Genomic DNA, 14,056 nt, shown 5'->3' with positions numbered 1-14,056 from the left:
CAATATGATTTTTTTAGACCAAACTAAAATCTATGTGCTATAATATACACGTTGTATCAAATAGAAAAATATGCCTTGGTTCTAAAATTCAGAAAGGGGCATTATATTCATAAGGAGGGTCTTTATGCTTTATTTGACCTTTTTATTATGTTTTTTATGCTCCATTCTTATCACACCGATTGTTAAAAAATTGGCCTTTAAGGTAGGAGCAACAGACAACCCGAACCAACGAAAAGTCCACCTGAAGATTATGCCGCGATTGGGCGGTTTGGCGATATATGTAAGCTTCATTCTTGGGCTTCTCCTCATGCATCCAGACAGTCAGTATCACGCAGCCATTGTGGTTGGGAGTGTGATCATATTAGCTGCTGGTATATTAGACGATATTTATGAATTATCAGCAAAAATAAAGTTTTTGTTACAAATTTCAGCAGCCCTCATTGTTGTTTATTGGGGCGGTGTCCATGTTGATTTTATTAACTTACCATTCGGCGGGAACTTATATTTTGGTGCCATGAGCGTACCGATTACCGTCATTTGGATTGTCGGTGTTACCAATGCAATCAATCTGATTGACGGACTTGATGGTTTAGCAGCTGGTGTTTCATCGATTGCATTAATCACGATTTCCGCAATGGCGATTGTCATGGGAGATCCGTACGTTATGACAATGGGTGCTATATTATTAGCAAGTACATTAGGATTTCTTATTTTCAATTTTCATCCCGCGAAGATTTTCATGGGAGATACAGGAGCTCTTTTCCTTGGGTATATGATCGCCGTTCTTTCCTTATTAGGTTTTAAAAACGTAGCGTTTATCTCCTTTGTTGTTCCTGTCATTATTTTAGGTGTTCCCATTTCGGATACATTCTTTGCAATTGTGCGTCGCCTTTACAATAAAAATCCGTTATCGGCTCCGGATAAATCCCATTTACATCATTGCTTACTTAAATTGGGCTTTACTCACCGACAAACGGTATTGTTGATTTATGCCATGAGTGCGATGTTCGGCTTAGCTGCAGTGATCTTTACGATGACAACAGTATGGGGATCAATTTTAATGCTGATTATCATTTTGTTGGCAATTGAATTGATTGTTGAAAGCATTGGCTTAATCAATGCAAATTATAAACCCTTACTCAAAATTGTCCAGGTATTAGCAAGAAATCGTCAATAATGAAAGGACCTTTGAGTGGGTCCTTTTTATTTTTGGATTATATCTTGTGCGATCTGATTGGAGTCATAGTATAAAAAAGGAGATATAGTCTATCGCCAATGAAGCTTAAGGAGACACTTTTTACGGACCAAGAGAAGGTTTTGTCGCCAATAGAGCTGATAGAGGAGACACTTTTTATGGTCAAGGAGAGTATATTGTCCCCAAAGGAGCTGATAGGAAACACTTTTCAAGGAGGAAACAGAAGAATTTTCTTTAATAATATAAAGCGCACTTTTTTCTGAGAAAAGACCCCGGCTGATTTCTTCAGCCGGGGTCTTTTTATTATTGACTTGTTCCAGTCGAATCACTTTCACTTGAAGACGTAGTAGTTTTTCCTAATAGATGGTTTTTCAAGATTAACTTTGTTTCATCTAATGAGGCTTGATCTAATCGATAATAATAAATCCCACTAATCCGTGAATCTGAACCTTTTAAGGTAAGTGACTCAGTATCTAAACCGCCTGCTTTAATATAGTTTAGGAACGATATCATTTGATCAAATGTTAAATCCGTTGTCATATTTTTACCAACTGCATCGATTACCTTTGAATAACTGGTTACATTTTTAACAGAAGTTGCTTGTGAGAGAATCGACTTCATAATTTCCTGTTGTCGTTTTCCACGATAAATATCGCTGTCATAATGTCTTGTTCTTGCTAGAGCCAATGCTTGTTCCCCGTTAAGATGTTGCATTCCTTTTTGTAAGGTAATGGCACCCTTATGATCCTGAGAATCTTGTTCCGTAAAGGTATATGGAACATTAACATCAATTCCGCCTAGGGCATTAATGATATCCATAAACGCATTGAAATTCATTTTTACATAATAATTGATTGGCATATCAAGTAATTCTTCAACGGTATCAAGTGTAAGCTTTACCCCGCCATAGGCATGTGCATGAGTGATTTTTGTGTAGATATTCTTTTCTGGAATATAAACATAAGAATCACGCGGGATGCTTAGTAGCTTAATGGATTTATCTTTTTTGTTAAAAGTTGCTACCATCAAAGCATCCGAACGAGGGTTTCCTTCTTTCCGTTTACTGCTGTCATCGACTCCAATAAAAAGGATCGAAGTGTTTTCTACTGGCACATTTTTAAATACACGTTTTGATTCCCGATCAATCGGCTTATATGATTTATTCATTACCGATTCTGCTTTGTTATAAAGGAAAGTGGCATAAGCTGCACCGCCCAGTCCAATGACTAATATAGGTAATAAGATCCAGGCTAAAAGTCTTTTTCTTTTCTTCTTAGATTTTTTATTTATACGGTCTTGTCTATTTGCAGACATAGATGATCTCCTTTTCATTGTAAAATACTGTATGAAAACATACAGAACCATGATTAATTCTATAATATTTTAGGAGATTGGTAAAATGAAATTTTTTGTAAATCGTAAATTTAATGTTGTATATTGTTGGAATTTGTAAAAAGATGTACTTTAGATGAAAAAAAGGCCAATCCAGCAATGGTCAGCCGTTTAAATATCTTCCTCCAGGTAAAGTATTTCCCCTTCACTAATTTTAGCTTGTCCATTGGTCATTTCTGTTATCCAAGTGCTGAATTGCTCAATTTCGCCTTCTTCAACAAAAACTTCAAAATCTACTGTATCTAAATAATGAATTTCTTTGAGCGTATAAACAGAAGAACGCAGTTCATTTTCCAATTTACCAAGCCATGTATAATCGACAGTAACATGGATGACTTTCATTAATTTCCGCTCAACCACACCAGTTGCTGCAATTCCTTCTGAAGTTGCTTTTCCATACGCACGAATCAGTCCGCCGGCTCCCAATTTAATTCCTCCAAAATAACGGGTGACGACAACCGCTGTATCCTTCAAATTCTTTTTCTTTAATACTTCGAGGATTGGAACACCAGCCGTGCCACTGGGTTCGCCATCATCATTGGCTTTTTGTATTTGATCGTTTTGGCCAATTAGATAGGCGGAACAATTATGAGTTGCATCCCAATGGTTTTTCTTAATCGTCTGAATAAAATCCTGTGCAGCTGCTTCCGTTTCAACTCTTTTTATATGGGCAATAAAACGGGATTTTTGAATAACAATTTCATGTTCTCCGGACTCTTTTACCGTATAGTAGCGGGATAGCATAGGTGAGCCTCCTTCAATTTTTCTGAAAAAATGACTTGTGTAATATAACTTTAATATATGTGTAACCTTAGCATGGTATAATAAGTCATGTTTGATAGTGTAAACCTGATTAGGGCTTATTTTTAATAGTAAAAAAGTTTTAGAAATAGTACACTTATTATACAACTTTTTTACGAAATTTGAGGGTTTAGTTATCTTTAAATTTCTATATTAATACAATCCAAGGTAAAATATGTTAAAAGGCCTTTGTTCTAAGGACAAATCGCAGGGTACACAAAGCTTCTTAATGGAGGCATTTTTATGAAGATAAAAAAAATTAATATGAAGTCGATTGATGAAATTCGTGAAAAAATGATTGAAACCGTTACTTCCAGTAAAACGGATATATTTCAAATTGAAGAGCAGTGCCGCCAGGATTACGACAGCATGAGGAATGAGCTCCAAGCCATTAAGCATATGGTGGAGAAGCTCTCGGGTGAAGGCGACTCCCTTGAGGAACAGGTTAGGCAGGCTCGTTCAAGGCTTTCTGAAGTGAGTATGAACATTAAACATTATTCGGAGGGCGAAGTCCGGGAGGCGTACGAAAAAGCGCACCAGCTTCAAATGGACCTCACTATTAATTGGCAATACAAGAAGCAGCTTTTGGATAAACGAGATGATCTTGAACGGAGACTGCTGGCACTGGATGATACCATTGACCGAGCCGAGCATCTGATATCGCAAATCTCCGTTGTCATGAATTATTTAATGAGTGAAATGGGCGTTGCGCTCGAGGATGCGAAAGCGAAGCAGGACTTTGGCTTAAAAATTATTGAGGCTCAGGAAGAAGAGCGGAAGAGGATGTCACGGGAAATCCATGATGGTCCCGCGCAAATGCTTGCCAATGTGATTATGCGCTCAGATTTAATTGAGCGTGTGTATCGGGAGAGCGGACCCGAGGATGCTTTTTCAGAGATTCATAGTTTTAAAAAAATGGTCCGTTCAGCACTTTACGAGGTTCGCAGGATTATTTACGACCTTCGTCCTATGGCGCTGGATGATTTAGGATTAGTTCCTACCCTCAGAAAATACCTGCTTACCATCGAAGAATATCATAATCACTCCAAAATTCATTTTGTGAATATTGGACTAGAACACCGTCTTCCAGCTAAGTACGAGGTCGCATTATTCCGAATGATCCAAGAGTCAGTGCAGAATGCTTTAAAACACGCCAATGCCTGCGAAATAAAAGTAAAATTAGAAATGACTCAGACATCTATTACAGTACTCATTAAGGACAATGGTTCTGGATTTGATACGAGTCAGAAGAAACCTGAATCCTTTGGGATTATGGGCATGAAGGAACGGGTCGACCTGCTGGATGGCGAAATTATGATTGAATCAAAAATTGGTAAGGGAACTGCTGTTACCATTCATGTTCCGCTGCCTGAATAGGAATCAATTAACCAGAACTTAAAGTGATTTAAACAACGAAATCTTATTACAAGGATTAGGGAGGCGAAGAAATTGACGACTAAAATTGCCATTATCGACGATCATCAATTGTTTAGAGAAGGAGTAAAAAGGATTCTCGAATTCGAAAAAACGTTCCAGGTTGTGGCCGAAGGGGATGACGGCAGCGAAGCGGTTCGTATCGTCCAAGAATTCACTCCAGATGTGGTCATCATGGATATAAATATGCCACAAAAGAACGGAGTAGAAGCAACCAAGGAGCTTGTAGAAAAATTCCCGGAGACAAAGGTCATTATTTTATCGATTCATGACGATGAAAATTATGTTACACATGCACTTCAAACTGGTGCGCAAGGGTATCTTTTAAAGGAAATGGATGCCGATGCCCTCATCGATGCAGTTCGCGTCGTTGCTGACGGTGGCTCCTATTTACATCCAAAGGTTACGCATAATCTAGTGAATGAATACCGCCGTTTAACAGCGGGAAAAGTATTTGGAGGCTCATACGTTCAAACGGTAGAAATCCGCCGGCCGCTTCATTTGTTAACGCGCCGTGAATGTGAAGTACTGCAAATGCTTGCTGATGGAAAAAGTAACCGTGGAATCGGGGAAGCCCTTTTCATCAGTGAAAAAACTGTTAAAAACCATGTCAGCAATATCCTGCAAAAAATGAACGTAAACGACCGTACACAGGCCGTTGTCGTTGCAATTAAAAATGGCTGGGTAGAAGTTCGTTAACGCATAGATGCGTTAAAATACTTTTGGAGAGAACACGCTTTCGGGCGTGTTCTTTTTATGTTTTGATAAATTAATGCAAAATAACCGGATTTCGGATAAAATGGAAAAACAATAGTCTAGACAAGGATGGTATTTTGTTATGAAAACAGCAGTTGTCACGGATAGTACTGCATACATCCCGAAGGAATTACGTGATAAATGGAATATACATATGGTCCCGTTAAATGTTATTTTCGGAAATGAGGCTTACCGGGAAGAGGTTGACATATCCGCAGAGGCATTCTACCAAGAGGTAAAGGAAAAAGGTTTGCCAACTACTTCACAACCGCCAGTCGGCCAGTTTGTTGAGCTATTTGAGCAATTAGCGAAGGAGTATGATGCGGTCATCAGCATCCATCTTTCAAGTGGCATTAGCGGAACCATCCAGGGGGCTGTCACGGCAGGAACGATGGTAGACGGGATTAGGGTCTATCCGTTTGATTCAGAGATCAGCTGTATGGTTCAAGGCTTTTATGCGATTGAAGCTGCGGAAATGGCGTCAAAAGGTGCTGATGCGGATACAATCATGGAGCGCCTTGAAGAGCTGAAGCAATCAGCCAGGGCTTATTTTATGGTCGATGATCTTTCCCATTTGCAGCGAGGGGGACGCCTTTCAAGCGCTCAAGCCTTTATCGGCAGCCTGCTCCAAGTGAAGCCGCTGCTCCATTTTGAAAATAAGGTTATTGTGCCTTTTGAAAAAATCCGTACACGCAAAAAAGCGATGAAGCGGATTGCTGACTTGCTGGGGGAGGATGCGGCCACTGGTGCATCCTATTGGGCTGTCATTATCCATGCTAACCGCGAAGCGGAAGCACATGAGTGGAAAGCGGAGTTATCAGCGATGTATCCGAATGTTGAATTTTTAATTGGCTATTTTGGAGCTGTAATCGGAACCCATCTAGGCGAAGGTGCAATGGGGATGGGCTGGATGAGGAAGTAATTATTGAAAATCACTCCGGATGTATTTTCGGAGTGGTTTTTTGTTGACCTATTTTTAAAAGATATTTCGACATAAACAGGAATTTATCAGTTCCTGTCGAAATTTTAAAATAACCCTACAGATTTTTCCTCCATTAATCTTAACTACAATCTCCCAAAAAGAAGGTGCCCTCATGCGATTCGCATTGAAAAACAATATCCTCTGCCCGCAAAAGGAGGATTCCCTGCCGATTTCCCACATCCCCAACATCCCGCAGCCACCACCTAACCCAAACTTTCGCTTTAACCCTGAACTGCAACTGCTTCTTACCGGCAAACAGCTTCTCACAGACGACATCCCATCGAAGGAATTTCAAGTTCACTATGAACAAGGCTATGTAACCTACCGTAAAGGAATTGATTACCTCGGAAAACAGCCGATTTGCGCTCGTTGCGGAAACAAGGACCCGCAATGGTTCGCCCGCTTTCCATGCACACGATGCGGCGAAATATGCCTCTATTGTCGCCACTGTATTATGATGGGAAGAATAAGTGAATGCACCCCTCTTATCGGCTGGAATGGTCCCCCGCCGGAAATAAAACTCCCCGGAAAGATCATGGAATGGCAAGGGAAACTTTCATCTGGACAACAAGCTGCATCCGACAAGGTGGTTGAAGCAATTGAGCAAAATCATGAACTTTTGGTATGGGCAGTATGCGGGGCGGGGAAAACCGAAGTTTTGTTCCATGGGATCGAGACTGCACTAGCCTCACGAAAAAGAGTTTGCATTGCTACCCCAAGAACCGATGTAGTTCTCGAACTTACTCCACGTATTCAGGCTGCATTTCCTAGTATCCCTGTTGCCTCCCTCTATGGCGGGAGCAAGGACCGTCATCTTTACGCCCGCCTTACGATTGCGACCACACATCAGCTGCTAAGGTTCTACCATGCCTTTGATACCCTGATCCTTGATGAAGTGGATGCTTTTCCTTATACCGTAGAAGAGTCACTCCAGCATGCGGCTGTACTGGCAAGAAAACCGGTTTCAGCGATGATTTATTTAACCGCCACTCCTAATCAAAAATGGCAAAAAGAATGCCGGCAGGAAAAAAGAGCCTATACGACGATTCCAGCCCGATTCCATAGACATCCGCTTCCAGTCCCGCAATTTGTCTGGTGTGGGAATTGGCAAAAGAACCTCCATAATAACAAACTACCCGCAAATGTGCTTCAATGGATAAAAAATCGAATTGAAAGTAATAAACAATCACTCATATTTTTTCCGCATATTCCTTTGATGGAAAAAGCGCTTCCCATCCTACGTCAGTTTGCTCCAAAGATTGAAGCCGTCCATGCGGAAGACCCGGAACGAAAGGAAAAGGTACAAAAAATGCGGGCTAAGGAAATTCCATTACTTTTAACGACAACGATCCTTGAACGGGGCGTTACCTTTCCCAACATCGATGTCGCCGTTGTTGGTGCTGAGGATGATATTTTTTCTGAAAGCGCACTTGTCCAAATTGCTGGAAGGGCAGGAAGAAGCGCGGCCTTTCCAACAGGGGTGGTTACTTTTTTTCACTATGGTAAAACGGATGAGATGCTAAAAGCAAAGCAACAAATTGTTTTTATGAATCGGGAAGGAGTTAAAAAGGGACTAGTCGATTAAAAAGAGGTGAATTCCGATGATTCTTTTCCAACAGGAACGTTGTTATCTTTGCCATCAACCCATCCCTTCCATCATTGGATGGCGGGCGATTTTTTCGCCAGAAAAAGATCAATACCTGTGCCCTGTGTGTGAATGCAAACTTGAAAAAATAGCTGGGGAAACATGCAGAATTTGCTGCCGGCCATTCCGTCATTTAGACGAGAAATTTCGTCATGGGGACCTCTGTCATGATTGTTTGCGGTGGGAGCAGGACCCAGAGTGGCAAGGGCATCTCGATAAAAACACTTCATTATATCTTTACAATGATTTTTTAAAAGAAGTGATTGCTGTATTTAAATTTCGCGGTGATTATATCGTTGCGAAGGTATTTGCAGACCAAATTCATGAAGTGCTTCAAAGAATGAAAGCAGATGTGGTCGTACCAATTCCATTAAGCGAGGAGCGCCTCTACGAACGAGGTTTTAATCAAGCAGAGGCTCTTTTATTAGAGGCAGGTTGTACATCAACACCGCTGTTAACCAGGGTTCATTCTGAAAAACAATCAAAAAAAAGCAGATCCGAACGTATTCATCTTCCACAAGTATTCGCAATTAACCCGCAAATTGATATCCAAGGAAAAAACATTGTATTAATCGATGATGTATACACAACCGGTTCAACCCTTAGACATGCTGCAAAGCTTATAAAAAAAGAAGGAGCAGCCGGTATTCAATCACTGACTCTTGGAAGATAGGAAGCCAAATAAAGGTGGCAAACATTGTATGCCGCCACCTCAAAACACTAATATTTCATTCTAAGCGCGTGCTGTGCATTGTGAACATCCTGCCCAAGCAAAGGACCTAAATCATATGAAGGATAATAGCCGTGTTTGTGCATGTAGTTATAGGCCCGTTCATGCCCGTGGATTGCAGCAATCAGCTGATTAGTAAAGGTTTTTCTTAACGCAGGTGTTGCCGTTTCCGTAATGGCGGCTGCCAGGCAGCGGACTAACTCTTTAGAGAGAGCCAGCAAATCGGCTGCAAAAAAGCTGACATCCTGACGGGCTTCTGCCTCTCTCCCCTGATATCCCGGTGCCGAAGGGTAAAATTGAAGCAGCTCATTTAAGTTTCCTTCAAGCTCCCCTATGCATGTTCTGTAAAGCTCTCTTAATTCCTGGTCTTCAACCTTTTTAAACGACATTTTTAGTTTCATTAAGCCAATGGATTGAAGCGCAACAATTTCGTGTAATTCCATTGTTTCATGCCATGCGAGTAATCTTCTTTCTTGCTGAGCCATATGGATGCCTCCAATCATTTTTTCATCCTTTGTAACCTATTCTATGGGCATATGAGTGGTAAATTGTCCTATATAATATTAAAATTTAGTTAAAATAAATTATCCATTTTACCCAGTTTTACCCACGTGCATTCCACTAAACACATGTTTGCTACTATATATGCATTGTTTTTGTCATGAAATCGACAAAATAATGTACTGTTTTAGCAGGATATTCATAGGGTAAAATAGAAATGTATTTACATAGTTTTAAAAAAAGGAGGAGTTCACTTATGAATTATAACGTTCGTGGTGAAAACATTGAGGTAACTCCAGCAATTCGCGAGTATATTGAAAAGAAAATTTCAAAATTAGAAAGGTATTTTACTGAAGCACCTGAAGCAAAGGTTAATGTTAACCTAAGGTTCAATCAAGATAAAACTTCCAAAGTAGAGGTTACTATTCCTCTTCCACATCTCGTCCTTCGTGCAGAAGAAACAAATGTAGATATGTATGCGGGGATTGACCTCATTTCTGACAAGCTTGAGCGTCAAATTCGCAAGCATAAAACAAAAGTGAACCGTAAATTCCGCGAAAAAGGCGATTTTCCAATCACCTTTGCAACTGCTGAAAATACAGAGTCTCACGATTTTGAGGATGACGAACTAGAATTGGTTCGTACAAAACGCTTTGACTTAAAACCGATGGACAGTGAAGAAGCGATCCTACAAATGAACATGCTTGGTCATAGCTTCTACGTGTTCACCAATGCAGATACGAACCGTACAAACGTTGTTTACAAACGTAAAGATGGTCGTTATGGCTTAATCGAAGCGCACTAATAAAAATAAAAATAAAAACGCAGCCCCGAATCTTTAGGCTGCGTTTTTATTTTTCAATATATCGCTTTCAGAATGTTCAGTATAATAGAGTGAATAGAAGTAAAGAGGTGTTGGCAATGAACTTTGATTTTCATTATCATCCTTATCCATCTCAACGAACTACCGTTTTTGCAGGGCGTGGAATGGTCGCAACCTCCCAGCCTCTTGCCGCTCAAGCAGGACTCGATATCCTCAAAAAAGGTGGAAATGCCATTGATGCAGCAATTGCGACTGCAGCGGCATTAACCGTTTTAGAACCAACCTCTAACGGGATTGGCGGCGATGCATTTGCGCTCGTATGGACCCAAAATAAGCTGCACGGCTTAAATGCCAGCGGTCCTGCCCCAAAAACCTTGACCATTGAAGCGGTAAAGGCGAGGGGCTATACCAAAATTCCTGCCTATGGCTGGGTGCCTGTTACCGTCCCCGGTGCTCCTTCCGGCTGGGTGGAGCTTTCATTGAAATTTGGAAGATTGTCCTTAAAGGAAGTTTTAAAGCCAGCGATTGAGTATGCTGAATATGGTTACCCGCTAACACCGATTTTGGCGCAATACTGGGGTTATGCCTATAAACGCTACAAACAAATATTAACAGGAGACGAGTTCCAGCCCTGGTTTGAAACCTTTGCCCCAAAGGGACGGGCACCAATGGTGGGGGAAATCTGGCATTCGGAAGGTCATGCTTCGTCATTACGTTCTATCGCCGATACAGACGGTGAAAGCTTTTATCGTGGCGAAATCGCGGAACAAATCGCCGCTTTTGCCGAACACTATAAAGGGTTCATTTCTCAGGAAGATCTTGCCGGTTACCGTGCAGAATGGGTAACCCCAATCATGGTTCATTACCGAGGTTACGATGTCTGGGAGATTCCGCCAAACGGACAGGGTCTTGTTGCCCTTCTCGCATTAAATATTGTCAAGGGCTTCAACTTCACCGAAAAGGAAACCGTCGATACATACCATAAACAAATCGAAGCGATGAAACTCGCCTTTACAGATGGAAAGGCACATATCACAGACCCTTCTTTTATGAAAATGAACCTAGCTGACGTTCTTTCCGACGAATACGGGTCCATCAGACGGAGTGAAATTGCTGCAGAGGCCTCTCTCCCACTCCCGTACAAGCCTCCTAGCGGGGGCACGGTCTATCTTGCCACAGCAGATGGTGAAGGAAACATGGTTTCCTTTATTCAGAGCAACTACATGGGCTTCGGCTCCGGGTTAGTGGTGCCAGGCACCGGAATTTCCCTGCAAAATCGCGGACATGATTTTTCGTTAGATTCGGCACACCCTAATGCGTTAATGCCAGGGAAAAGGACATTCCACACGATAATCCCTGGATTTTTGACAAAGGGAGGTCATGCTGTCGGGCCATTTGGCGTGATGGGCGGTTATATGCAGCCGCAGGGGCATCTGCAGGTTGTTATGAACACAATTGATTTCGGTCTAAATCCGCAGGCGGCGTTGGATGCTCCCCGTTGGCAGTGGATTGAGGGAAAAAAGGTTCAAGTTGAGCCGCATTTCCCGCAGCATCTTGCTCATGCGTTGGTAAGGAAGGGGCACCAAATCGAGGTGGTATTAGATGCAGGGGGATTTGGCCGCGGTCAAATCATCTGGCGCGATCCGGAAACCGGCGTGTTAATGGGCGGTACCGAGCCGCGAACAGACGGAGCAATTGCGGCCTGGTAGGAAGTGTATGCTTGGAGCCAGTTTGGGGAGATTTCAAGCTACATACTTGCTTGAAGCAAAGAGGCTGTCAAAAAGCTATGGTTTGCATAGTGAATGACAGCCTCCTTTTTGTAAATAGGTGTGGTATAGGATATGAACTTGGTATTTTTTTATGGTGTAATTGACACTGTTGATTTTTTAGGAGCATGGGCTGCCTCGATAAAGGATTTGCTTTCCCCACCATGACAGTTTGAACATGCCTTACTTTCTATATCTTTTTGGATTTCTTCCTTTGTACCTTCACTTATTATTTTATGACCGTGAATTGAATCATCTAATGCCTTACCCGTTACCCCAAAAATTGCAGTTTTGCTATTATGGCATTTCAAACAGAATTCGCGTTCACTGCTAGCACCCCAATCTCCAGATATAAAGGAGAAAGGTTCAGAATCTTGGTCTTCGTGACCTAATTTTGTTTTTAACAGCATGCGATTTGTGGATTTATGCGTATCATGACATTCCGAGCAAGGTAAGTATCCATTCAGTTGACTGCCGTCAATTGCAGTTATTTTGTGTTTAGAATCGCTATCCTGATAATATTGAAGAATATCCTTTGTTCTAACTTTTGTTTCTTTTTCGTTATTATGGCAGGTGAAACATAAGTCGAAATTATCTTTTTGCCCAACGGCTGAAAACCGTTGATAATGAGATATTTTATATGGATCTTTTTCAGAAGCTAATTGACTTGCTAGATTTTTATAATAGTTAGAGTTTAACTCATGACATTTCTCGCAAAGCTGATTATTGCTATCAATTTCTCCAACCTTTCCACCATCAACTTCATCTTTATCCTCGTGTTTATATACAAAATGGTCTTGTAATAAATTTGGATTCTCTTCACTCCAAGTAAGATGTGGATTATGACAGGCTGTGCACGTACCAGATTTCATTTCATGGTCGGTTATTTGCTGTGTTTCATGCTTTGACTTAATATCTGAACTAACGTTTTCAAAGACGGGCGCTGATGTACCATCGTGGCAGGCCATGCAATAACTATTTTCTAGGTTTTTCATATTTCTGTTTTTGGTCTCTAAGCTTTTGTTATCTCCGTAATGGGGGCTATGGCAAATGGAGCAGTTATTTACATTATTGGTGTAGTACCCATGGGGCTGCTCCGCCCAATCAGATAGGTTCTTAAAATCACCGGAATTAGACTTATATTTCTGATCATATAAAAATAAATTATTAACCGTATTACTCACTGTTGTGAATTTCCTAACAATCGGAAATAGCGGTGTACCCTCGTCATCCACATAGGAGGAATTGTATAGAATATAATAAGTTGTACTTGGTGACAAGTCCTTCAATTTTAGCTCAATTTGGTTTTGGGTATTTATTGTTATGTCACCGGAAATTTGCTTCTGTTTATTAAAAACTGCAATTGGACTATATTGATTTGGATGGTCGAGAATTAGTTGATCCAAAGCATCATTATTACTGACCTCAGCAGTTATGGTCGGGTTCAACGAGATATGTGTTAAATCATCATTTTTCATGACATCAACCGGTTCTGTCACTTCTTCTATTTTTTCCTTTCCATCGACGAATTCTTTTTTCTGCGTAATAAAAGACATAATGGAAAGCGACTTTATATGAAGACGAGCATCTTTTATTGTGTATCTCTCTGATTCAATAGAGCTGTCGCTTGCTTTAATATAATAGGTGCCTGCTTTGTCCGTTAATACTTTTTTCATTGTCCAATTTCCATCTGTAGATGGGTGTATAGGAGAATTCAATTGTGGTTGATCTTTCGAATCAAATAATTGTATTGTGATATCTTCTAAGGGTGTCTGATTATCGGATACAGTCCCAGTAATCGTAGTTTCCTCTCCTTCTACTTTAACATTGTTAATTAAAATGGAAGGAGGGGAATTAGGGGGAGAATCTTCGGCATCAGTTTTAATAGGTAAGGTAAGGGAGTATATAAGGACTAAAATCATTATGTAAAGGATGTTTAATTGTTTATTGTTATTTAGAAATTTCATGATTGATCCATTCCTTTAGGCTGCAACATATATAAATTGTAGATTTTATTTATGTAAACAAATT

General features: G+C 40.7%; 12 protein-coding genes. 8 read left to right on the top strand and 4 right to left on the bottom strand.

What is annotated here, in order from left to right:
• Nucleotides 1-124 precede the first annotated feature (124 nt).
• Nucleotides 125-1,177, top strand: a complete 1,053-nt coding sequence (locus tag RCG21_RS29225; protein WP_133333930.1) for a glycosyltransferase family 4 protein — start codon at nt 125-127, stop codon at nt 1,175-1,177.
• A gap of 321 nt (nt 1,178-1,498) precedes the next feature.
• On the opposite strand, the gene RCG21_RS29220 is transcribed toward RCG21_RS29225, so the two are convergent.
• Together RCG21_RS29220 and RCG21_RS29215 are read right to left on the bottom strand one after the other, a co-directional pair.
• Nucleotides 1,499-2,509, bottom strand: coding sequence for an LCP family protein (locus RCG21_RS29220; protein ID WP_133333931.1), 1,011 nt, complete (start codon nt 2,507-2,509; stop codon nt 1,499-1,501).
• A 189-nt stretch (nt 2,510-2,698) separates the two neighbouring features.
• Entirely contained in the window at nt 2,699-3,331 is a 633-nt protein-coding gene (locus RCG21_RS29215) for a YigZ family protein (protein WP_133333932.1), read from the bottom strand.
• Between the two features lie 300 nt (nt 3,332-3,631).
• On the opposite strand from RCG21_RS29215, the gene RCG21_RS29210 reads away from it, so the two are divergent.
• The 5 genes from RCG21_RS29210 to RCG21_RS29190 all read left to right on the top strand — a co-directional run bounded on the left by RCG21_RS29210 (nt 3,632) and on the right by RCG21_RS29190 (nt 8,878).
• Nucleotides 3,632-4,765, top strand: coding sequence for a sensor histidine kinase (locus tag RCG21_RS29210; RefSeq protein WP_308914047.1), 1,134 nt, complete (start codon nt 3,632-3,634; stop codon nt 4,763-4,765).
• Nucleotides 4,766-4,837: 72 nt separating this feature from the next.
• Nucleotides 4,838-5,521, top strand: coding sequence for a response regulator transcription factor (locus RCG21_RS29205; protein ID WP_133333934.1), 684 nt, complete (start codon nt 4,838-4,840; stop codon nt 5,519-5,521).
• Nucleotides 5,522-5,660: 139 nt separating this feature from the next.
• Nucleotides 5,661-6,500 carry a DegV family protein gene (locus RCG21_RS29200; protein WP_133333935.1) on the top strand — a complete coding sequence of 280 codons (840 nt, stop codon included), beginning with the start codon at nt 5,661-5,663 and terminating at the stop codon, nt 6,498-6,500.
• Nucleotides 6,501-6,672: 172 nt separating this feature from the next.
• On the top strand, nt 6,673-8,145 hold the full coding sequence (locus RCG21_RS29195) for an ATP-dependent helicase ComFA (protein ID WP_308914046.1): 1,473 nt from the start codon (nt 6,673-6,675) through the stop codon (nt 8,143-8,145).
• 16 nt (nt 8,146-8,161) lie between these two features.
• Complete coding sequence (locus tag RCG21_RS29190) at nt 8,162-8,878, top strand: ComF family protein (protein ID WP_308914045.1); 717 nt, start codon at nt 8,162-8,164, stop codon at nt 8,876-8,878.
• 47 nt (nt 8,879-8,925) lie between these two features.
• Here RCG21_RS29190 and RCG21_RS29185 read toward each other — a convergent pair whose 3' ends face one another.
• Nucleotides 8,926-9,420, bottom strand: coding sequence for a spore coat protein (locus tag RCG21_RS29185; protein WP_133333937.1), 495 nt, complete (start codon nt 9,418-9,420; stop codon nt 8,926-8,928).
• A gap of 272 nt (nt 9,421-9,692) precedes the next feature.
• On the opposite strand from RCG21_RS29185, the gene hpf reads away from it, so the two are divergent.
• Entirely contained in the window at nt 9,693-10,241 is a 549-nt protein-coding gene (hpf, locus tag RCG21_RS29180; RefSeq protein WP_133333938.1) for a ribosome hibernation-promoting factor, HPF/YfiA family, read from the top strand.
• A 116-nt stretch (nt 10,242-10,357) separates the two neighbouring features.
• On the top strand, nt 10,358-11,968 hold the full coding sequence (locus RCG21_RS29175) for a gamma-glutamyltransferase family protein (protein WP_308914044.1): 1,611 nt from the start codon (nt 10,358-10,360) through the stop codon (nt 11,966-11,968).
• Nucleotides 11,969-12,117: 149 nt separating this feature from the next.
• Here the strand turns inward: RCG21_RS29175 and RCG21_RS29170 are convergent, their stop codons facing one another.
• On the bottom strand, nt 12,118-13,992 hold the full coding sequence (locus RCG21_RS29170) for a cytochrome c3 family protein (RefSeq protein ID WP_308914043.1): 1,875 nt from the start codon (nt 13,990-13,992) through the stop codon (nt 12,118-12,120).
• Nucleotides 13,993-14,056 lie beyond the last annotated feature (64 nt).

This window comes from Bacillus salipaludis, from assembly GCF_030938565.1.
Lineage (GTDB): Bacteria > Bacillota > Bacilli > Bacillales > Cytobacillaceae > Neobacillus > Neobacillus salipaludis_A.
The sequence above is the reverse complement of the archived record's forward strand: the minus strand, read 5'-3'. Positions and strand labels throughout refer to the sequence as shown.